19 protein-coding genes and 1 riboswitch are annotated in these 20,331 nt (G+C 68.4%); of the genes, 14 read left to right on the forward strand and 5 right to left on the reverse strand.

Annotated elements, in window-relative coordinates:
* The first annotated feature begins 270 nt into the window (after positions 1–270).
* Entirely contained in the window at positions 271–1,386 is a 1,116-nt protein-coding gene (locus ACP7CD_RS09845; RefSeq protein ID WP_290467643.1) for a type I restriction endonuclease, read from the forward strand.
* A 343-nt stretch (positions 1,387–1,729) separates the two neighbouring features.
* Here the strand turns inward: ACP7CD_RS09845 and ACP7CD_RS09850 are convergent, their stop codons facing one another.
* Both ACP7CD_RS09850 and ACP7CD_RS09855 read right to left on the reverse strand, forming a co-directional pair.
* The gene (locus tag ACP7CD_RS09850; RefSeq protein ID WP_290467644.1) at positions 1,730–1,921 is read right to left on the reverse strand and encodes a hypothetical protein; all 192 of its coding nucleotides are present in this window, start codon (positions 1,919–1,921) and stop codon (positions 1,730–1,732) included.
* Positions 1,922–2,079: 158 nt separating this feature from the next.
* On the reverse strand, positions 2,080–2,682 hold the full coding sequence (locus tag ACP7CD_RS09855; protein ID WP_426120099.1) for a ParA family protein: 603 nt from the start codon (positions 2,680–2,682) through the stop codon (positions 2,080–2,082).
* A gap of 536 nt (positions 2,683–3,218) precedes the next feature.
* Positions 3,219–3,404, forward strand: a riboswitch (cyclic di-AMP (ydaO/yuaA leader).
* A gap of 5 nt (positions 3,405–3,409) precedes the next feature.
* On the opposite strand from ACP7CD_RS09855, the gene ACP7CD_RS09860 reads away from it, so the two are divergent.
* The 8 genes from ACP7CD_RS09860 to ACP7CD_RS09895 all read left to right on the forward strand — a co-directional run bounded on the left by ACP7CD_RS09860 (position 3,410) and on the right by ACP7CD_RS09895 (position 13,029).
* Positions 3,410–3,910: an NlpC/P60 family protein gene (locus ACP7CD_RS09860; RefSeq protein ID WP_426120100.1), complete on the forward strand. Its 501-nt coding sequence runs from the start codon at positions 3,410–3,412 to the stop codon at positions 3,908–3,910.
* 219 nt (positions 3,911–4,129) lie between these two features.
* A complete protein-coding gene (locus ACP7CD_RS09865; RefSeq protein ID WP_426120101.1) occupies positions 4,130–5,329 on the forward strand; it encodes a pyridoxal phosphate-dependent aminotransferase in 1,200 nt (399 codons plus the stop codon).
* Positions 5,326–6,285, forward strand: coding sequence for a 2-hydroxyacid dehydrogenase (locus ACP7CD_RS09870; RefSeq protein ID WP_290467647.1), 960 nt, complete (start codon positions 5,326–5,328; stop codon positions 6,283–6,285). The genes ACP7CD_RS09865 and ACP7CD_RS09870 overlap by 4 nt, the downstream gene beginning before the upstream one ends.
* Positions 6,286–6,479: 194 nt before the next feature.
* Entirely contained in the window at positions 6,480–6,815 is a 336-nt protein-coding gene (locus ACP7CD_RS09875; RefSeq protein ID WP_052132688.1) for a hypothetical protein, read from the forward strand.
* Positions 6,816–7,379 carry a DUF6036 family nucleotidyltransferase gene (locus ACP7CD_RS09880; RefSeq protein ID WP_426120102.1) on the forward strand — a complete coding sequence of 188 codons (564 nt, stop codon included), beginning with the start codon at positions 6,816–6,818 and terminating at the stop codon, positions 7,377–7,379.
* A 75-nt stretch (positions 7,380–7,454) separates the two neighbouring features.
* Positions 7,455–9,872 carry a TOTE conflict system archaeo-eukaryotic primase domain-containing protein gene (locus ACP7CD_RS09885; protein WP_426120103.1) on the forward strand — a complete coding sequence of 806 codons (2,418 nt, stop codon included), beginning with the start codon at positions 7,455–7,457 and terminating at the stop codon, positions 9,870–9,872.
* Between the two features lie 255 nt (positions 9,873–10,127).
* On the forward strand, positions 10,128–11,807 hold the full coding sequence (locus tag ACP7CD_RS09890) for a DUF5635 domain-containing protein (protein WP_426120104.1): 1,680 nt from the start codon (positions 10,128–10,130) through the stop codon (positions 11,805–11,807).
* A gap of 304 nt (positions 11,808–12,111) precedes the next feature.
* The gene (locus ACP7CD_RS09895; RefSeq protein WP_426120105.1) at positions 12,112–13,029 is read left to right on the forward strand and encodes an alpha/beta fold hydrolase; all 918 of its coding nucleotides are present in this window, start codon (positions 12,112–12,114) and stop codon (positions 13,027–13,029) included.
* 136 nt (positions 13,030–13,165) lie between these two features.
* Here the strand turns inward: ACP7CD_RS09895 and ACP7CD_RS09900 are convergent, their stop codons facing one another.
* Positions 13,166–13,948, reverse strand: a complete 783-nt coding sequence (locus ACP7CD_RS09900) for an SDR family oxidoreductase (protein WP_426120106.1) — start codon at positions 13,946–13,948, stop codon at positions 13,166–13,168.
* Between the two features lie 134 nt (positions 13,949–14,082).
* On the opposite strand from ACP7CD_RS09900, the gene ACP7CD_RS09905 reads away from it, so the two are divergent.
* Positions 14,083–15,033, forward strand: a complete 951-nt coding sequence (locus ACP7CD_RS09905; protein ID WP_426120107.1) for a helix-turn-helix domain-containing protein — start codon at positions 14,083–14,085, stop codon at positions 15,031–15,033.
* A 236-nt stretch (positions 15,034–15,269) separates the two neighbouring features.
* Positions 15,270–15,572 (forward strand): hypothetical protein, encoded by a 303-nt coding sequence (locus tag ACP7CD_RS09910; RefSeq protein WP_426120108.1) that lies wholly within the window; start codon positions 15,270–15,272, stop codon positions 15,570–15,572.
* A 156-nt stretch (positions 15,573–15,728) separates the two neighbouring features.
* Here the strand turns inward: ACP7CD_RS09910 and ACP7CD_RS09915 are convergent, their stop codons facing one another.
* Positions 15,729–15,998 carry a hypothetical protein gene (locus tag ACP7CD_RS09915; protein WP_290467651.1) on the reverse strand — a complete coding sequence of 90 codons (270 nt, stop codon included), beginning with the start codon at positions 15,996–15,998 and terminating at the stop codon, positions 15,729–15,731.
* A 162-nt stretch (positions 15,999–16,160) separates the two neighbouring features.
* Here ACP7CD_RS09915 and ACP7CD_RS09920 point away from each other — a divergent pair, with 162 nt between their 5' ends.
* A complete protein-coding gene (locus ACP7CD_RS09920) occupies positions 16,161–17,570 on the forward strand; it encodes a plasmid pRiA4b ORF-3 family protein (protein ID WP_426120109.1) in 1,410 nt (469 codons plus the stop codon).
* Between the two features lie 18 nt (positions 17,571–17,588).
* Here the strand turns inward: ACP7CD_RS09920 and ACP7CD_RS09925 are convergent, their stop codons facing one another.
* Complete coding sequence (locus ACP7CD_RS09925) at positions 17,589–18,353, reverse strand: nuclease-related domain-containing protein (RefSeq protein WP_426120110.1); 765 nt, start codon at positions 18,351–18,353, stop codon at positions 17,589–17,591.
* 437 nt (positions 18,354–18,790) lie between these two features.
* Here ACP7CD_RS09925 and ACP7CD_RS09930 point away from each other — a divergent pair, with 437 nt between their 5' ends.
* Both ACP7CD_RS09930 and ACP7CD_RS09935 read left to right on the forward strand, forming a co-directional pair.
* Entirely contained in the window at positions 18,791–19,537 is a 747-nt protein-coding gene (locus ACP7CD_RS09930) for a hypothetical protein (RefSeq protein WP_426120111.1), read from the forward strand.
* 7 nt (positions 19,538–19,544) lie between these two features.
* On the forward strand, positions 19,545–20,039 hold the full coding sequence (locus ACP7CD_RS09935) for a hypothetical protein (protein ID WP_426120112.1): 495 nt from the start codon (positions 19,545–19,547) through the stop codon (positions 20,037–20,039).
* Positions 20,040–20,331: the final 292 nt, after the last annotated feature.

The following is a 20,331-nucleotide window of genomic DNA, read 5'->3' on the forward strand; positions in this document are numbered from 1 at the left end:
CCTCATCTGTCTCGCAACTGACGTTGAGTATCCGATTCTAGGGGCATGGATAAAGCACATAGCTGCGAGACAGAGCGAACCGCGGAATCATGCGGCTGCAAACTTTCCGGACGAGACGTCTCGCATCCCATCGCTTGAAAGGCGGTGCGGCGGCGCAGAGCTTCATGAACCCGCAATTACGAGTCCCTGACTGCACGACATGTCAACCCAAGTGCGATGCTATATGCAGAAGCGAACACCATGGTGGTGTGCTGATCAGCAGGAGGAACGATGGAGTTCACGGAGCGTATAACGGCCCTGGCCAACAAGGTCGCCCAGCAAAAGGCATCCCTTGACACCGAGGAAGCCACGAAGAACGCGTTCATCATGCCCTTCATCTCCACGATCCTGGGCTATGACGTGTTCAACCCGCTGGAAGTCGTCCCGGAGTTCACCGCCGATGTCGGGGTGAAGAAGGGCGAAAAGATCGACTACGCCATCGTGCACGACGAGAAAGTGCAAATGCTGGTGGAGTGCAAGCACGTCGGCGCACCGCTCAAGCTCGAGCACGCCTCGCAGCTGTTCCGGTACTTCGCGGTGACGAACGCCCGCATCGCGATCCTCACCAACGGGGAGGTCTACCACTTCTACACTGACCTGGATGCCCCCAACAAAATGGATGCCAAGCCGTTCCTCGTCCTGGACCTGGCCGACATCGATGTCACGCTGATCCCGGAGCTGCAGAAACTGTCCAAGGAGGTCTTCGACCTCGACTCCATCATCAGTGCCGCCGGAGAACTGAAGTACATCGGGGCGATCAAGCGCGCCATCGCCGCCCAGTTCAAAGAGCCCGACGTGGAGTGGGTGAAGTTCTTCACCACCAAGGTCTACGAGGGCGCCTTCACCCAGAAGGTGCGTGAGCAGTTCACCCCGCTGGTGGCCAAGGCCGCCCAGCAGTATCTCAACGAGCAGGTCAACAACCGCCTGACCACCGCCCTCGGCGCCGGCACCATCCCCACCCCCGTGCTGGCGGTCGATGCCCCGGCCGAGGCGGTGGCCAGCGAGGGTGAGGTGGAGAAGGATCTGCGGGAGTCTTCCGACGGGGTGCTGACCACCATCGAGGAGCTCGAAGCCTTCCAGATCATTCGCGCGATCGTCTGCGCCCAGGTCAAGCCGCAGCGTGTGGCATACCGCGACGCGAAGTCCTACTGCGCCGTCCTGCTCGATGACAACAACCGCAAGTCCATCGCCCGGCTGCACTTCAACACCGGCCAGAAGTACCTCGGCCTGTTTGATGATGACAAAAAGGAAACGCGTCACCCCATCGACGCCCTCGAAGACATCTTCAACCACAGCGCTCACCTGCGCGCCACGGTTGATCGGTTCATCGGAGCCACAGTCGCGTAGGTGTTGTGGGGCATAAACGCGCTCTCTCGACAAGCAGCCGGTGACGGACTGACGCCCCGCTCCCAGCCACGGTGCCCCCGGGGCGCCCCGCGTCCAGCCTGGACAGCGCTGGTCGTCCCTTCGCCGCCCGACAACTGCCCTCACTGAGGATTGGCCCTGGCTCCTTGCGGAAGGTGCGCGGGCACCCGCGTCGATCGACGGCCCATGGAACCACCCACCACATCCCGCCGCCTGTCCAAAGAATGAGAAACCCGGCCTACCAGCACCGGTGAGCCGGGTTCCTTCCTCGCCAACCACGGGAAAGCCGCCCGCGACCAGCCTCCTCCCCCACCGGGGCCGAGGGTTATCGGTTGAGCTGTTGGGCGTAGGCGCGCACCGCGTTCTCGATCACCGCGCGGGTGGTGCCGTCGTGCTCGGTGAGCTCCTCGATCAGATCCGAGACGTCCTGGGCCACCCGCACCCCCAGCTGGATGGTGGGTTCCCGGCGCGGCCGGCCACGGCCGCGCTTGGGCGCCACGGTTGTGGGTTCGGCCACCGGTGCCGCCTGCACCGGTGGGGACGAGACCACCAGTGTCGCGGGCTGGGGTGTCGTTGCGGGGGCTAGGGGTGTGTAGTCGACTGGGTCGATGTGCTCATCCGGAGCTGGGTGGGGCCGGCGGCGGGCCAGTGAGGCGGGACGCTCGGGCTTGTCAGTCATCGCAGCACCTTCTTCGCGATCGCGGTGTAAGCATCCAGCGCTCGGGCGCCCTTGCGGTACTGGCCGTACCACTCCCCCGAAATCCACACCTCCTGCACGATGGCCCGGTCCGGGATCAACGGCTCCAGGAACAACCCCGTGGCGCGCAGCTCCTCGAGGCTGGCCACCGCCGCCCGGCTCATGATCGTCTCCTTCACCCCACCGACGACGATGCCGGCCTCGGTGAAGGTGTCCGGGGCACCCAGCTGCTGGCGGTGCCGACGGAACTGGGCGACCGTGCACCTCGCTCCGTCCACCCCGTCAATGCCGTCACTGGCGGCGGCGGCGGCATAGACCACGGTGTCGGCCGCGTTCAACGCCGACAGCGTCAGCGGGCCGCCCTGCCGGTTCGGGCAGTCAATGACCACCACATCCGCCGACAGGCCGATCAGCGAGATCTTCAGCCGCAGCTCCGCATGATCAGCCCGATCCGCCTCACGGTTGGAGACGTTGCGGGCCGAGGGAATCACCCGCAGGTTCGGGTGCCACCGGCTGGGCTCCGCGAGGTCCTCGTCCCAGCCTTCGGGATTCTCATCACCCGGGACCGCCTCGACGTGCATTCCTTTTGCCGATGGCTGCGCCTCCAACCCCATCGACGGTGCACTGCTGACTGACCGGGCGAAGCCTGCACCATGGAGGTGTCCGTGAAGAAGGCCGACTCATATCGACGGATTTGCACCAACACAGTCATTCCTTTTTGTGAATTCATGAATGGATTCGGGGCGTACTAAAAATCATTCTTGCCGCGCCGGAAGGATGCGATACCTGACGCCGGTGGTCAATGGCTTTGAGGCTTTCCCGGCAAACTGCCGCGCCATGTCTCGAGGTCGCCACCGAACACTCCGCCCCAAAGCAGGAGAGTGTTCGCCCGCCGACATGACCTGAGCCGAGCCCCAGGTCAAGAGCACTTTTGTCTCGATTTGAGCCTTCCGGGGGATCTCCAGCGGCGACCCTCAGCGAACAACTTCATCCGGGCGAGGAGGCGCCTTGCCGAGTCGGCACAGAAGCCGAGACACGCCCGTGATCAAAGCGAGACTTTTCCGTTATCTTTCGATTAGTGTTCTCTCCGTGCCGGTCGCCTCACCGACCGGTATCCCCGTGCACATCGCCGAATTCTGCCGGTGCCCGGGGCCCCCAGACATATCGCTCGGCAGAAGCGGGGGAACCATGAACGGTCCCTCCCCCGGGACCTAGGGGTTAAGTCGTCAGGGCCCCCATCCTGACGACCGGGTGTCTCCCACCCGCATCCGACAGCTCACCTCGCAGGCAAGAGGGAGGACATCACTCATGCCCGTTTTCCAGTCCCGCACGCCCCGCCACCGCGCCCAGAGCTCGTTCCGCCTGGGACGCACCGCGATCCTGGCTGCCGCCGGCGGCGCGCTGGCGCTCAGCAGCGTGGCCCCGGCCCAGGCCGCCCCCGCCGCAACCCCCCAGCAGGTCCTCAGCACCCAGTCCCAGTCCGGAAAGGCGGCGACCATCGCCGCTGCGGCCAGGAACCAGCTCGGCGTGCGCCAGGACTGCACCGCCCTGGCCACCAAGGCCCTGCGCGCGGCCGGGGTCAACCACCACGGGTGGCCGGCCTCCTACCTGAAGCTCGGCACCCGAGTCTCCGCCGCCCAGGCCCAGCCCGGTGACCTGGTCTACTACGCCAACGGCGGCATGGGCTTCGCCCACATCGCCGTGTACATCGGCGGCGGCAAGGCCGTCCACGGCGGCTGGAACGGCAACCAGACGGTCATCCAGACCGTCAACGTCGGCTCCGGCCCCGTGTACCTCCGCGTGCGCTGACCCCACGCATGTGAGCGGGGAGTGCGGTTCCCGGCCGTCCCGACGGGAACCGCACTCCCGCAGCCCACGAGCACGACCTCTGGACGCGGGAGTCCTCGCGGCGATGTCCACGGTGAGGATCCATCGGTGGATCACCCTTCCCAGCCAGATGCATGGCTCGTAGGCTCGACCCGGATCCGCCGGAGGATCGATCGCCAACTCGACGAGGAGTGGGACAGCATGCGCCAACTCGCGCACCGGCTCGAACGGCTGGGCACCGAAACCGCCTTCAGCGTCGCCCAGGCCGCGGTCGCCTGGACGGCGAAGGGGAACCGCGTGTACCCCTTCCACCTCGGCGACATCAACATCCCGACGGCCCCGCACATCATCGAGGCGATGGACCGGGCCATCGCCGACGGTCACACGGGCTACTGCCCCGGCCCCGGCATCCCGCAGCTGCGCGAGGCCCTCGCCGAGGACATCGGCTCGCGCCGCGGCATCGGCCTCAGCCCCGAGAACATCGTCGTGATGACGGGCGGCAAGCCCGTCATCACGAAGTTCCTGCAGGCGGTCATGAACCCCGGCGACGAGGTGCTCTACCCGAACCCCGGCTTCCCGATCTACGAGTCGCAGATCGAGTACCTCGGGGGCACGTCGGTGCCGTACCGCTACCTCCCCACGGAGGACGGCTTCGCGATCGACCTCGACCAGGTGCGCGCGTCGATCACCCCGAGCACGGTCGCCATCATCTACAACGACCTGCAGAACCCCATCTCGGCCGAGTCGACGGCGGCCGAGCGCGAGGCCGTCGCGCAAATCGCCCAGGAGCACGATCTCTGGGTGCTCTCCGACGAGGCCTACTTCGAGACGCGCTACGAGGGGGTCTCGAACTCGATCGCGTCGCTCCCCGGCATAGCCGAGCGCACCGTCATCCTCTACACGTTCAGCAAGAAGTTCGCCATGACCGGCTCACGCCTCGGCTGCGCCGTCGCGCCGCCCGAGATCGCCAAGGTGCTCGGCACCCTCAACACCAACGACGAGTCGTGCACCACGCACTACGTGCAGTGGGCCGGCATCGAAGCCCTCCGCGGCCCCCAGGAACCCGTGCAGCAGACGCTCGACATCCTGCGCGAGCGCCGGGATGCCGCCTGCGAGTTGGTGAACGCCATCCCCGGCATGCACGTGGCCGTACCGCAGTCGACGTTCTACCTGTTCCCCGACGTCACCTCTGCCATGGAGCGCATGGGCTACACGGCAGTCGGTGACTTCGCCACGGCAGCGCTGCACCAGACCGGCGTCTCCTTCTGCACGCGGGAGCACTTCGGCCGGCGCCAGCCCGACGAGGACCGGCAGTACATCCGGCTCGCCTACTCGGGCATCGACGTCGCCGACATCCGCGACGGCCTCGGCCGCCTGCGCGAGTGGATCGAGACGGCATGAGCCGGGTCGTCGTCACGGGACGGGTGCCCGACGCCGCGATCGAGAAGCTCCGCGCCGCCCACGAGGTCGAGATGTGGCCGGATCCGGAGCCGATCGGCCGCGAGGAGCTCCTGCGCCGGGTGGCCGGGGCGGACGCCGTGGTGAGTCTGCTCACCGAGCGCATCGACGCCGAACTGCTCGACGCCGCCGGCCCGCAGCTGAAAGTGGTCGCGAACGTCGCCGTCGGCTACGACAACATCGACGTGCCCGCCTGCACCGAACGGGGTGTCGTGGCCACCAACACCCCCGGCGTGCTCACGGACGCCACCGCCGACATCGCGTTCGGCCTGATCCTCATGGCGACCCGCCGGCTCGGCGAGGGGGAACGGCTCATCCGCTCCGGTCAGGACTGGAAGTGGGGGATGTTCTTCCTGCTCGGCAGCAGCCTGCAGGGCAAGACCCTCGGCGTCGTCGGCATGGGCGGCATCGGCCAGGCGACCGCGCGCCGGGCCCGGGCCTTCGGCATGGAGATCGTCTACCAGTCGCGCAGCGAGATCGATGCCGGGATCGCCGCCGAGCTGGGCGCCCGGCGGGTCGAGCTCGACGAGCTGCTGAGCGTCTCCGACGTCGTGTCGCTGCACTGCCCCTACGGGCCCGCCACGCACCACCTGATCGGCGCCGAGCAGCTGGCGGCGATGCAGGACTCGGCGTACCTCGTCAACACCGCACGCGGACCCATCGTCGACGAAGCGGCGCTCGCGTCCGCGCTGCGCGAGGGCCGGATCGCGGGCGCCGGACTGGACGTCTACGAGCACGAGCCCCGGGTGCATCCCGAACTGCGGGAGCTCGACAACGTGGTGCTCCTGCCGCACCTGGGCTCCGCCACGGTGGAGACGCGCACCGCAATGGCGGTGCTCGCCGCCGAGAACGTGCTCGCCGTGCTCGGCGGGCAACGACCGCCGACACCGATCGGATAGCAGCAGGGGCATCCGTCGATCGGGGCAGGACCGTGATGATCAGCCCGACCTCGATCTCGCCCAGAGCGCAGCCACCGTGATCCTCTGGTGTCCACGCCTGAGGACGTTTCACCTGGGCACCAGAGATGAGCCACCGGGCCGCTCGGACACCATGCCCGACGGTAGAATCGGTCACCAGGACGAGAGGAGGAAGCATGTCCCAGGACACCGAGATGAACCGGTCCAGCCTGCGCGCCCTCCTCCTTCACCGGTCGCTGGTCCCCAAGTTGAACGAGGAGACCCTGTCCTCCTGGACACCGCGGATCCTCCAGAACCTCGAGCGACTCAGCAGCTCCGTACAGGGGCATCCGCACGTCGAGAACCTCGACCGCTGGCGCCGCATCGTGGAGACCCGCGATGTGGAGACCCTGCGGACGGTCCTGGACTCCACCGACCCCGGCAGCATCGAGATGCGTGAGGTCTCCCCCATGGGCGGCCTGATCGGCCAGGAGGAGCGGCTGTCCATCCTGAAGTCGTTGCCGAGCCGCTGAGTGCACCGCTACCAGCTCGAGCACGCGATCCGCGCGGCCTGCAGCATCATCCGCAGAGACCAGGTCATCGTCGTCGGGTCCCAGTCGATCCTGGGTTCCTTCCACGAGGACGATCTGCCCGACCAGGCCACGATGTCCACGGAGGTCGACTTCCTGCCCATCGACGCCGACCCGCAGACGGTCCTCGATCTGTCGGATGAGCTCTCGGCGGTTGCCGGCGAGTGGTCGGACTTCGACCAGATGCACGGTTTCTTCCTCGATGGCGTGGACGACACGACGGCGAAGCTGCCGGCTGGCTGGCGCGATCGCCTGGTCGTGGTCAGCAATGAGAACACCCGCCAGGTGGGCACGGGGCAACAGTTCACCGGTCTGTGCCTGGACAAGGAAGACCTGTGCGTGGCGAAGCTGCTGGCCCACCGGGAGAAGGATCAGGCGTTCGTCGGAGCCCTGCTCCAGTACCAGACCGTCGACCGGGAGGTCATCATCGAGCGACTCCGCAGCGTTCAGGAGCGCTGGCCCGTCGAAGTCGGACGAGCACTGGGATGGCTTCAACGCGGCCCCTGACCCTCCATATCGGCGGACACAGCCTTTGCACTGGAAGGCCAGGTCTTCGGGGCTCGTCACCGCATCGGTAGCCTGATGCCCGTGGGGCATCGGGAGATCGGAAACGAGGTCGAGGCGCTGCGATCGCGGATCGTCGACCTCGAAAGCGAACTGGCGGAGGCGCGCGCTGCGCTCCGCAAGCTGGAGACTGACCGGGCAGGCCCAGGGAGCACCAGATTCTTTTCGGACGTTCGTTCCAGCGTGACTTCACGCGTCACGGCGACGTCATCGAGCGTCGAGAAGCTTGCGCTTTTCGGTGCTCGCTTCGTCGGCAGGAACGATGTCTACGCGGTCAGATGGACCAGCAGCCGCACGGGCAAGTCCGGTTGGAGTCCCGCGGTCCGTGGTGGCTTCTACACCGGGTCGGAGACCGCGGCGGACCACTTGGCACTCGAAGGTGCCGTCCTCGAGCGGCACCTTCGTGGGGGCACTCGTCCAGGGGATCGTGAGTTCCACGTCGGTATCTATCCTATGCTCGCGGAGGACACTTGCCGGTTGCTGGTGTGCGACTTCGATGACGCGGATTGGCGACTGGATGCCGCAGCGTTCGTCGAGGAGTGCAGGCGTGCCGGCATTGACGTTCTCGCCGAGATCTCCCGGTCCGGCGAGGGCGCGCACGTCTGGATGTTCTTCGCCGCGCCGGTGCCCGCCGCCACCGCGCGATCGGCGGGGATGTCGCTGCTTCGCGCCGCGATGGCAAGACGGCCCGGGATGGCCTTCCGCAGCTACGATCGCTTTTTCCCCTCACAGGACACGTTGCCGGATCGGTCAACAGGCCGGGCACGTCTCGGGAACCTCATCGCACTGCCCTTGCAGGGGGACTGCCGGCGTCGCGGGACGACCGTGTTCGCCGACCCTGCGACATGGGACCCGTACGAGGACCAGTTCGCTGTGCTGGCGACGACGACTCCCGTGCCTGTCGAGCGCGTGGCAGAACTCGGGACGGCAACTGCGACCGACTCGCGCGTCGGTCCGTCGGAGACGCTGGGCGCGCGACCGCGGCGAGCGAGCATCACAGCGCTCGCTCGCGCGACGGCCGGGCAGATACTTGAGCTGCGCCGTGATGCCGTCCTGCACGTCCCGACAGGCGGCCTTCCCGGCGTCGTGATCACCGAGCTCAAGCACATGGCGTCGGTGCCCAACCCCGAGTTCTACCGCAGGCAGGCCCAGCGATTCAGCACCTTCGGCACACCGCGCCTCGTCACCGGCTTCGAGCACGACGAACACGAACTGCGCCTGCCGCGCGGCCTCACCGACGAAGCAGTGGCGTTGCTGGGCGAAGCCGGTTTTCGCGTCATCATCGGCACCAGCTCGGAGACTCACACGCACCTGGAGCTGGCGTTCGTGGGAGATCTCCGTGAGGAGCAGAGAGTTGCAGTCGATGCGCTCCTCGCGCACGACACCGGCGTCCTGGTCGCGCCTCCGGGTGCGGGCAAGACGGTCATCGCCTGCGCGCTCATCGCTCAGCGTGCCGTGCCCACAGCGATCCTGGTGAACCGCGCCGAACTGCTCACACAGTGGCGGGAGCGCCTGAAGCAGTTCCTCGACCTGACGGACCAGCAGATCGGCCAGCTCGGTGCTGGCCGGAGAAAGCGGTACGGGACCGTGGATCTCATCATGATGCAGTCCGTCTCGCACCGGAACGCGGATCCCGCTCTGCTCGAGGAGTACGGTCAGATCATCATCGACGAATGCCATGCCGTCGCAGCGCCCGCGACCGAGGCTGCGCTGCGCGCCGTGAGCGTCCGCAACTGGGCAGGACTGACGGCGACTCCCTACCGCGCCGATCAGATGAACGGCCTGATCACGATGCAGTGCGGCCCCATCCGGCATGTGATCGACCCCGCTGATCGCGCTCCTCGAGAGCTAATCACGCACGAGACCACATTCACCACCGAAGAACCGGGAACGGACGGGCCGTCCATCCAGGCGATCTACTCCGAGCTCGCGACCGATGTCGAACGCAACGCGATGATCGCGCAAGACATCAGGGACGCCGTCGACCGGGGCCGCACCTGTCTCGTTCTGACGAACCGGCTCAGCCATCTCGACGCGCTCGCTGACGCCATCGAGGGATGCGACGCACCGGTCTTCCGGCTCCACGGGCGCATGGCCGCTGCTGAACGTCGTGCGGTGCGGAAAGAACTCAGAGAAGCGGACGCGCAACAGCACCCGTTCGTGCTCGTCGCGATCGACAAGATCGCCGGCGAAGGCCTCGACCTCCCGACCCTCGACACGCTGTTCCTCGCGGTCCCTGTCTCCTTCAGAGGCCGTGTGATCCAACAACTCGGACGCATCACCCGCGGGCCGTCGGACGCCTCCCTCTCGGCAGTCGTCCACGACTACTGCGACAAGGACGTGCCACTCCTGGAACGCATGTACGCACGGCGCCGGCGGGTCATGGCGAAGGAAGGATTCCGGGCGGCAGAACAGGCGGTGCTTCGGCGTCCGTAGTCACCCGGGGCGAGTCCCTCCGTGCTGCGCCTGAAGGTCCCGCTGCTGGTCCCCAGCTCCGGACTCCGGGGGTCTCGGAGAGCCCCCTCCAGCTGACGTCGTCGCCTTTGCTGTCATCCCTTCGCACACCCAGAGAATCTTGCCAGATTAAGAGCCCTGTAATCTGACAAGATAATGATTATCCGGGGAAGAGTGTCAGATTGGAGAGTTTCGTTGCGACCAGTTGGCCTTGAGCGCCGTACCGAGTTGGAGTCCATGGTCGCCGCGCTGCTCGCCTCGGAGCAGGACGGCGCACTGCTGTCCACCGAGGAGACCGCTGCCGTCGACCTCAAGGAGGAGGCAGGGCGGCGCAACGGGCCACAGCTCGAGCCCGGTCTCGCTCAGAATCCGGAGGCCGCCACGAAACTGGCAGACGAAGTAGCGTGCCTCGCCAACTCGCCAGGGGGAGGCGCGTTGATCCTCGGCGTCGAGGACCGCACCGGCCAGGTCCTCGGCACGGAGCTCGATGTCGACTGGCTGCGCCAACGCATCAATCGTGCCGTCAGTGTCGCGCCGGACATCGTCGTCCAGTACGTGGCCGGTCAGAGAGTGCTGGTCCTCTATGTCGCCGAATCCCCGGAACCGGTCCATGACACCGGCGACCGCCTGCGCTGGCGGGTGGGAGACGAATGCGCCCGGATCGACCGATCCGAGTGGTGGCAGCACCGGGAGAGGGCTCGGGAAACCGACCCCATGGCCGCACCTTCGGGAGCGACACCTGACGATGTCACCCAAGGAGCTCTCCGACTGGTGCGCAGCCACACAGGGGCGAATCCGATGGAGACCGACGAGGACCTGCTGCGCCGCCTGGGGGCCGTACGCAGTGACAACAGACTCTCGCAGGCGGGGCGCCTGCTGTTCACCCCGGCCGCGCGTCCGCTCATCGAACTGACCGTTCTCGACGTCCACGGCGGCAACGTGATCAATCGCGTGGTGCCCGACTCCTCCTCGTCGTTGCTCGAACAGCTGGACAACGTCGAGAAAGCGCTCGAGACGCTCAACGACTTCGTCGTCCACACCGACTCCTTCGCTGCGGAGTCCGTGCGCAAGGTCCCGCCGAACGCGGTGCGCGAGGCCGTGCTCAACGGACTGATCCACCGCGACTGGAATCGGTCCGAGCTGACCGATGTCCGGTGGATCGAGCACGACAGCACGCTGGTGGTGCGCAACCCTGGTGGCTTCACCGGGGGCATCTCTGCGGACAACGTCCTCAGCAACCGCCACGCACGCTATCCGGCCCTCGCAGACCTCTTCCGCGCCATGGGGTTGGTGGAGAAACAGGGACTCGGGGTCGACCGCATGTACCAAGCGATGATCTCGCTGGGGCACCGACCGCCCATCATCGCCGAGGAGGCCGGGGATCGCATCACGTGCACCCTCGTCGGCGGGCCTCCTGTACGCCCCGTCATGGAGCTGGTGGGCAGGATCCGGCCCACGGCGCGGCAGAAGGACTACCGGATCGCGATCATCGTCGATGCCCTGCTGCACCGCCCCTTCCTCGCCCTGCGGGACGTCGCCGACGCCCTGCAATCGGATGCCGCCTCCGCGGACGTGGCGCTCCAGGCCGCGACCCAGTCGACGGTCGACGGGGAAGCGCTCATCCGGTCCTACAAGGACGTGTGGGTCTTCGGCCGCTCCTCGTGGCGGCTCGTTGCCGTTCGCCGTGCGTCCACGTCCGGCCCGGAGATCCTGCCTCATGCCTCGACGGACTCCCATCGGTTGCGCGCCGTGGTGGACGCCTGGCTCGGCGCGCACCCTGCCATCACCAGCGGCGACCTGACGGAACTGACCGGCGTCGCCCGGGGAACGGCACAACGGGCGCTGCAGGACCTCGAGGGGACGGATCTGCGGAAGGTGGGGGGTGGCCGTTCCACGCGCTACGAACCTGTGCCGTGAGCCCGTCGACCACGAATCGCCACCGCCCGTCGACTCGCACGCCCGGGTCCGGCGCGAGTGGGATCTGCCCGCTCTCGGCCAGGGACAGCTGCCCGCACCGCCGGCTGTCGGGGAAGTCAGACGGTCGTCGACCGGATGAGGCTGCTGGACGCCGCAGCGAGCACCGAGCTGTAACAGGAGCGCCGTGAGCCCCTTCCTCCCCCGTCCCGCCGCCGCCCTGGTCGCGGGTGCCGCGACGTCCTAACGTGGAGTCACCAGGCCGCCACGGCAGCACGAGGGCGGCCCACGGACAGCGGGGGAAGGCATGAGCGCGCAGCCGGAGGACCAGGGCAACCGCAGCGTCACCACATCGGACGGGCGCCGCCTGGAGTTCCGGCTCACTGGTCCACCGGAAGGCCTGCCGGTGGTCTTCCACCACGGAGCTCCCGGTGCCGCTGTCCCGTTCGGGCCGCTCGAGCGCGCGGCCGCGGACCGTGGGCTGCGAGTGGTCACCGTCTCGCGCCCCGGGTACGGCGCCTCGGACCCGCTCCCGGAGGAGACGGCACCCGGCACGGTCGCCGATGCCGTGGCCGACACCCGGTGCGTCCTGGACGCGCTGGAAGTGGCGGACTTTCTCTCCCTCGGCTGGTCCAGCGGTGCCCCGCGCGCACTGGCCTGCGCTGCACTGCTCCCCGATCGGTGCCGCGCGGCCGCCTCCCTGGCCGGCTACGTCCCGCCGTGTGCGAAGGGGCTGGATCCGGTCGCCGGGATGGACGAGGACAGCGCGGCAGAGTTCACCGCTGCCCGGAAGGGGCGCAGCGCGCTCGAGGCCTACCTCGAGGAGCGGATGAAGGCCATGAGCGCGGCGGCCTCGGCGCCCGGGGGCGACGTCGTGGCACTCCTGCGCGCGATGCTCCCGCCCGTGGACCAGGCGGTGATGACCGGGGACTTCGTCGGATACGTGCTGGGCGCGGCCGAGCATTCCCTGCTCCAGGGCATCGTGGGCTGGCGCGACGACGACCTCGCGGTGGACCGCCCGTGGGGCTTCGCCGTCGAGAGGATCACTGTGCCAACCCGGATCTGGCACGGCCGTGAGGACCGCACCGTCCCCGTGGCCCACGGTGAGTGGCTCGCCGCGCACGTGCCGGGCGCCCGCGCGCGCCTGCTGGAGCATGAGGGCCACCTCTCCCTCGTGGCCCGACTCGACCGGGTCCTGGACGACCTGGTCGACGCCGCCGGGTGACGGTTCGCGACGCGGCGCGGACCGAACCACGGGTCATGCCGACCGGAGGAGTCGATGCACCGGGCCGCTCGATGACAACCACTCGAGCCGATCGTGCCGCCCGGAGCACCCCTGCATGCGCCGTCGGGCACTTCCCTTACGAGGTGCCGCGGAGCCAGTCCTCGAACCGGGTCGGGGCGGTCGTGAAGTCCCCGCGGGGCAGCAGGCCGCCGTTGCCGAGGGCGGTGAACGGCACCGGCACCCGGAGCACCTTCCGGCGTCCTCCACGGTGCTGCTCGATCGCACGGGCCAGCTCAGCCATGTCGCGAACCTCGGGCCCCGCGATGACGGCGTCGTCGGAGGTCATCGTGCCACCGGACTCCAGGACACGGTCAGCGACGAACGCGGCGGCTTCGTCGGCGGCCAGCGGCCGGGAGCGCATCCCGGGCACCGCGGAGAGCGGGCCGATGCGCATCTGCGCCAGCAGGGTCTCGGCCAGCTCGTACCACTGCGCCGAGGCCACGAACGTGACCGGGATGGACCCGGCACGGTACGTCTGCTCCTGCGCGGCCTTGCCCGCGTAATAGCCCATCCACCGGTGCACCTCGGGCTCCCGGGCGTTGAGGATCGTGACGCACACGATCCGGGACACCCCCGCCCGCTGTGCCACCGCCACCACGTGGCGTGCGGTGGTGGTGAAGAAGTCGACGGCGCGCTTGCGGGACAGTGTCGCCAGGTGGAGGCAGTCCACCACGGTGGAGACCCCCTCGAACGCGGCGTCCAGGCCGTCACCGGAGTAGACGTCGATGCCCTGCCCACGAGACACCTCGACGACGTCGACGCCGCGCTCGCGCAGATGTGTCACCACCCGTGCGCCCAGCTGCCCGGTCGCTCCCAGGACCGCCACTTTCCGGCGCTCGCCCTCGCCCGTGCTCTCCATGGCCCACCGTCCTCTTCCCGCCGTCCGTGCCTCGGTGCTGCTGACACCGATTCTCCTCGCGTGCCCGCCCTGCCGCGACTGACACTTTTCATACTGTCGTCGACTTCCTGCCGCGCTGCTGGGAGCATGGACCCATGATCAGCAACGTGGCCGTCATCGTGTTCGACGAGGTCTCCCCCTTCGAGCTCGGGGTGGCCTGCGAGGCCTGGGCGATCGACCGCTCAGGCGACGGCCTGCCGGTCATGGACTTCGCCGTGTGCAGCCCCGACGGCCGACCGGTCCGCACGATCGCCGGCTTCGACATAGCGGTCCAGCACGGCCTCGACCGGGTGGCTGCGGCGGATCTCGTGGTCCTCCCGGCCATGTCCCGGGACATCCCGGTCCCGGAGGAGGTGATCCACGCCCTGCGCGCGGCCCACGACCGTGGCGCCCGGCTGCTGTCCATCTGCTCGGGCGCCTTCGTCCTGGGTGTCGCCGGTCTGCTCGACGGCCGCCGCTGCACCACCCACTGGATGCACACCGCGGAGCTGGCCGAGCGCTTCCCTGCCGCGCAGGTGGTGCCCGAAGTCCTCTACGTGGAGGACGGCAGCATCCTCACCAGCGCCGGCACCGCGGCAGGCCTCGACGCCTGCCTCCACCTGTGGCGCCAGGAGTTCGGCTCGGCGGCCGCCAACACCGTGGCACGCCGCATGGTCGTGCCGCCGCAGCGCCAGGGCGGGCAGGCCCAGTTCATCAAGGACCCGGTCCCCGAGCGCCGGGCCGAGATGCTGGACCCGCTGCTCACCTGGATCGTGGGACACCTCGACGAGCCGCTCGACGTCGACGCCCTGGCCCGGCGCGCCGCCATGTCCCCGCGCACCTTCGCCCGCCGCTTCCGCGACGAGACCGGCACCACCCCGCACGCCTGGATCACCGCGCGGCGCCTGCACCGGGCCGAGCAGCTCCTCGAGGAGACCGACCTGCCCGTCGAGCGCATCGCCGCGGACGTCGGCTTCGGCAACGCGGCCACGCTGCGCCATCACTTCACCCGGATCCGCCGACTCAGCCCGCAGCAGTACCGCCGCCGCTTCGCGACGACCTCCTGAGCCCCGCCTGCTGAGCACCTCGGCCGCGAGAGCGCGGCTGAGATGCTCAGCCATGGTCGCGGTCTCGAGCAAGCGTTCGGCTCATCCGGGACTCCGCGGCAGGGCGCCGACGGACTTGGCAGAAAATGACCGGAGGGAGTCATTTCTGCCACTCGTGTCACAGGCTCCGGGCGACGAGGCTTGTCAGTGTGAGGGTGAGCCGGATCGGCCGGCCCACCGCAGGCAAGGAGCTCATCATGATCTCGTTCGTGTTCCTGGTGCTGGCCGCAGCCGCTGTGCTGTCGGTGTACACAGTGATCGGCCGCCTGGCCGCACCCCCGGAGAAGCGAGTGCCGTGGCGCCACCTCGGCTGGGACGGCTGGGTCCACACGCTGCGTCGCAGCCTGGCCTTCCTGGGCGACGTGGCCCCGCGCGTGGACGCCGGTCACCCGGCAAGACCGTCGAACGTCGTCGCCCCGTCGTCCGGCCGGCAGGCCGCCGTGGCCGACAACCTCTCGATGAACGCACGGCCCCTGTCCGGGCCCGCAACCTGCTCATGAGGTGCGGCTGGGAGGTGTCCTCGTCCGGCAGTCAGGTCCAGCGACTCCTGCCGGACGAGGGCAGCGCCCCGACAGGCGCTACAGCAACCGGCTGTGGAACACCGTGGACAGCGGTGTGAACCCTCCGGCGGCGCATGCGGCACGAGCTGATGGACCTCAAGGAGTCCAGCCGAGGACCGCTTCCCCGAACGTCATGACGCCGAACCATGTTGCGACGGCCACCAGGGGAACCAGCAACACCAGGTAGGACCCGCGCTGCACCAGCCGCACCCCGACGTATGTCAGGAGCACCCACCACACGCCCAGGAGCACGATGGCCCACAGCGGAGCCATCAGACCGCTGGCCATGTAGAAGAACCCGACCACCAGCTGGGCCAGGGCCGCGATCACCACGGCCACCACGAACAACGGCGTCGTCGTTCTCATAAAAGAACTGTGCGCTCACGGGACGGAACCTGCAAGAGTCCACCCGTCTGCCCCACGGAGCCGCACGGACCGCAGTGCCCGGTCGCCGGCCCCGTCACGCATCCCGGGCGTCCGCGCCGTGGACACCTGACGTGAGGGAAGCCGGGTTGAGAGGATGGCCCCATGGCAGCACGCGCGGGAACCAGCCGGCCAACGCGGGATCTGATCCGCTTCAAGATCGTCCTGGTGGACACCAACCCCGAGATCTGGCGGCTTCTCGAACTGGACGCGGATCTCACGCTGGACCGGGTGCACGAGGCCCTGCAGATCACCATGGGCTGGCGGGACAGCCACCTGCACCTATTCGAGGACATGGGCCCCGACGAGCGCCTGCACCCGGTAGACGGGGAAGTCCGGGACCCCCGGCGCTGGATGACCCACGAGGACCGGGAGGAGCTGGACGGCCTACCCGAGACCGAGTGGACCCTCGGCCAGGTGCTGACCGAGGAGAGCAGTCCGTTGTACTACGAGTACGACTTCGGTGACCGCTGGATCCACCGCCTCGAGTTCGTCGAGCAGCGCACCGTCCCCGCGACGGAACCGGCTGCGCACGTGGATCGCGGCGAACGGCGAGCGCCCCCGGAGGACTGCGGCGGCACTCCCGGCTACGCCGAGCTGCTGGACACCCTCGCCGATCCCCGCCACGAGCGTCACCAGGAGCTGACCGAGTGGGTGGCCCATACCGTCGGTCCGTGGCAGCCGTTCGATGCCGACCGGTTCGACGTCGACGCCGTCAACCGCGAGCTGATTCTCCGCTTCCCCGTCCCCGACGACGACGGACGCCGCGCCCCGCACCCGAATACCCCTCCCCTGGTCGCCGAGCTGGTGGAGCGGGTTCCGCCCGGTCTGCGCCCAGAACTTCGCACCTGTCTGCAGTCCGCTGAGCTGGAGACACCCGTGCTGGTCGATGCGGCCGTGGCGGACCGGATGGTGACCCCGTACCGCTGGCTGATCCGCAGGGTCGGTGCCGATGGTTTGAATCTGACCGCTGCCGGGTGGTTGCCGCCCTCCGTGGTGGCCGAGGCCATGGAGGAGTTCGGCTGGGATGAGCGCTGGATCGGGAAAGGCAATCGGGAGGAGTGGACCCAGCCGGTCAGGCGGCTGCGCGAGCAGGCGCACAGGCTCGGACTGGTGCGCAAGCTCAAGGGTCGGCTGGTCCTGCCCGTGGCCGTCCGAGGGCTCGGGGACGACCCCGTGGGCCTGTGGTTCTCCGTGGCCCGGTCCCTGGCCCACCGGCACCGGCACGACGCCGGGCGCGATGCCACGCTCTTGCTGGCCCTCGAGCTCGCGGCCGGTCGCACCGAATCCCAGGACGAGGTGCTGCGGCGGATCGGCTTCGGTCTGGAGGTCTTCGGCTGGCAGGCCGCCGACGGGTGGGGACTCACCCCCGACATGGTGCGCGGCCAGGTCCGGGACAGCTGGGACGTGTTCGCCCAGCTGGGCGTGATCGGCAGACTATCCGCGCTGGATGCACCGGACGCATCCGTTGTTCCGGAAGGGCGCTCTTTCGCCCGCGCCGTGCTGCGCTCCTGACCGCTGTGCTTCTGTCGCTCAGGACAGTCCGGCGCTGAGCAGTGCCGTCAGGAGGTCCAAGCCGTAGTTGACGGCGACTGCAGTGCCCCCGAAGATCATCCCGAGGCCCCACAGCCTGCGGCGGCGTCGCGCGCTCCGCACGGTGTGTCGCAACTCCGCGAAGCGCTCCTGCAGCGCGACCGGGTCCTCGGGCGGCGCGGGATGGTGGTGCCAGGTCCCCGGAACCACGGCTGCGGCAGCGATCCGGGTGATCCGCTCAGGAGTCAGGACGGGACGGCGGCGCTTCAACCAGCGCAGCAGGTCACGATCGGTGACGACCTTGACGTCGGCGGGACGCTGTTTGATCGTCAGCTTTCCCTGCTCGATCAGCACCAGCACCGGGGTGACCAAGACGCGCTCCCCCACCACCGCGCTCAACCGCCTGCCGGCACGCGCCGCCTCATGGCGAGCGTGGGGCAGGTAGTGCTGCTTGTGCCCGTCGATCAGAATCGCGCGCTCGCCGATCCAGACATTTCTGCCCGCGTGGTTCTTCGTGTTGAGCGTGAACACGCCTGCCGGGCCGATCAGCACGTGGTCGATGTCCGAGACCCCGGCGCCGACCGGAACGGCGTGGAGCACCGTCCATTCCGGGCCCAGGCGGCCGAGGATCTGCCCGACCGCGATCTCTCCGAGCGCCCCTTGGAACCAGGGCCGGCTGTCGGCGCTGAGCGGGTTGGCTCCGACCAGACGTCGCCACCACGACCGGGGCGGATCTCCGTCATGGATCCGCAGCGTCTCGGCCATCACCGCCTGGCCTGCTCGTCGGTTCGCCAGACTCGACTCCGGCATCGGGGCTCGGGCCTCCGCCGGCGGCCCGAGCAGCCGGAAGGTGGCGAACCCCGTGGTCCGGATGGGCGCAGGAGGTGGCAGCGCAGGGTCGACGGAGGGCGTCATGATGGTCAGCTTTCGGACAGGGCGAGAAGGTCTCCCTGCATCTCATGTCTTTGCATTAGTACACGGCAAGTGACAGCGCCTTCATTCCGCCGTGTGACGCCATCAGCGCCCGCAGCGCGACCCCCTGCTCCGCAGCACCCCGGCACAGGTCAGCATGTTCTGACCGACGGGACACTTCCGCGTCGTGCTGCCTCCCTCCTTTCGGATGATGTCGATTGCAAACACAGTGGATAGCGTGAGCGTCATCCACGACGGTCACAGGGTCGTCCCGGCACGAGGAGTGGCCCATGAGGCTCAGAAGCATCACCACAGGAACGATCGCCGCCGTCCTGGTGGTGGGTCTGCTGGGCGCTCCCGCAACCGCCACCACGGTCGAGACCCCGATTCCTGCACCGGAGATCTTCGAGGAGTTCGCCGAGGTGTCCTTCGCCGTGGTCGGCGACATGGACGTGGCGGTCGGCGAGACCGTGGAAGCCACTGACCTGGAAGAGGTGGGCGTGGAGGAAGAGGTCGCCGAGGCGGTGCTCGAGGAGCCGGAGACGGTGCCCGAACTGCTGCTGCCGGAGGAGGCCGCTCTGCCATCGGATCAGCCCGTTCTGCAGTCTCAGCAGCACTTCGTGGCCTCGACAGTCGCGGCTCCCCGGGTGATGGTGGCCGCCGCCAACGCGCCCGTGCTCTACAGCTGGCTGGATCGTGACAGCAGGACCGTGACGTTGCGCAGCAACATCAACACCAAGATCGTGAACACCCACAACGTCAACTACCGGGTCGCGCGAGCTACGACGAAGTATCCCCAGCACAAGTGGTTCGTCTCCGGCTCCAAGTACAACTACAGCACCCCGGTGAACGAAGTCAGGTGCTCTGGCATCCTGTGGTGGCGCACGTGCAAGGTGGTGCGAACGGTCACGGTGATGGCGGGGGTGGATTTCCGCACCAACACCAGTGACGGCCGCCCCTTCGGAGTGACGACGACGTACTGTCAGGGATACGCAGGAGCGTGCCCTGACTTCGTGAAGAACGCTCTGAACATCTGAGGGGTTGATGGACGTGACCGTGACCGGCGGATCCTTCCTGCACGAGCTGTCCATGGTCGAACGCGCCCAACACCACAGCCTCATCACCGGCGTCACGCTGGCCCAGGAGACCGCCGATGTGCAGTGCGTGACGGGACCGTCGGTGACCGTGCCGCTGACGGCCGGGCGGATTCGCATCACACAGCTGCTGAGCAAGGTTGCCGGACCCATCACCCCGCCGGCCGCGCAGGATCCCGACACCTACCCGGACACCCCCGCCCCCCAGCAACTGTGGAGCGAACTCCTGGACGACCTGGGTGCTTACCTCCCCGACCTTTCCCACGCCGACCCCGATCTGCGGCTGGTCTCCGCGCACCGGGACGGGGCGACCGCGCGGATCCAGGTCGCCAACAGCACTCGGCAGTTCACCCATGGAGTGCCCCTGGACAGCGGAGAGATGCCGGCCGCGGTGACGGTCGACATCGCCGCCGCCTTCGCCGCGGCACGGGAGCCGCTGCGCTGAGACTGTGCCTCATGGCCGGCGTCGGCCGTGCTCCCGGCCGATGACTGCGGGAGACCATCCGAGATGCAGAAGACCGCGCGGTGGGAGTGACGACGTTCCGCAACATCCGCCCCGACCACCGGCCACTGGAGATCGACTCCACCTGGAACCGCCCACCCGTGGCCCAGAACGTGATCATCGAGCTCGAGGACGACCTCGACGGCGGTCCCTCGTTCTGCCACGCCTGCGCCAAGACATGTCGACCCGCAGAAGCCGATACCCGCACAAGCACCCCCAACCCCCTTCCCAGACC

It is taken from the genome of Kocuria sp. LHG3120 (assembly GCF_049897445.1).
GTDB lineage: Bacteria > Actinomycetota > Actinomycetes > Actinomycetales > Micrococcaceae > Kocuria > Kocuria rosea.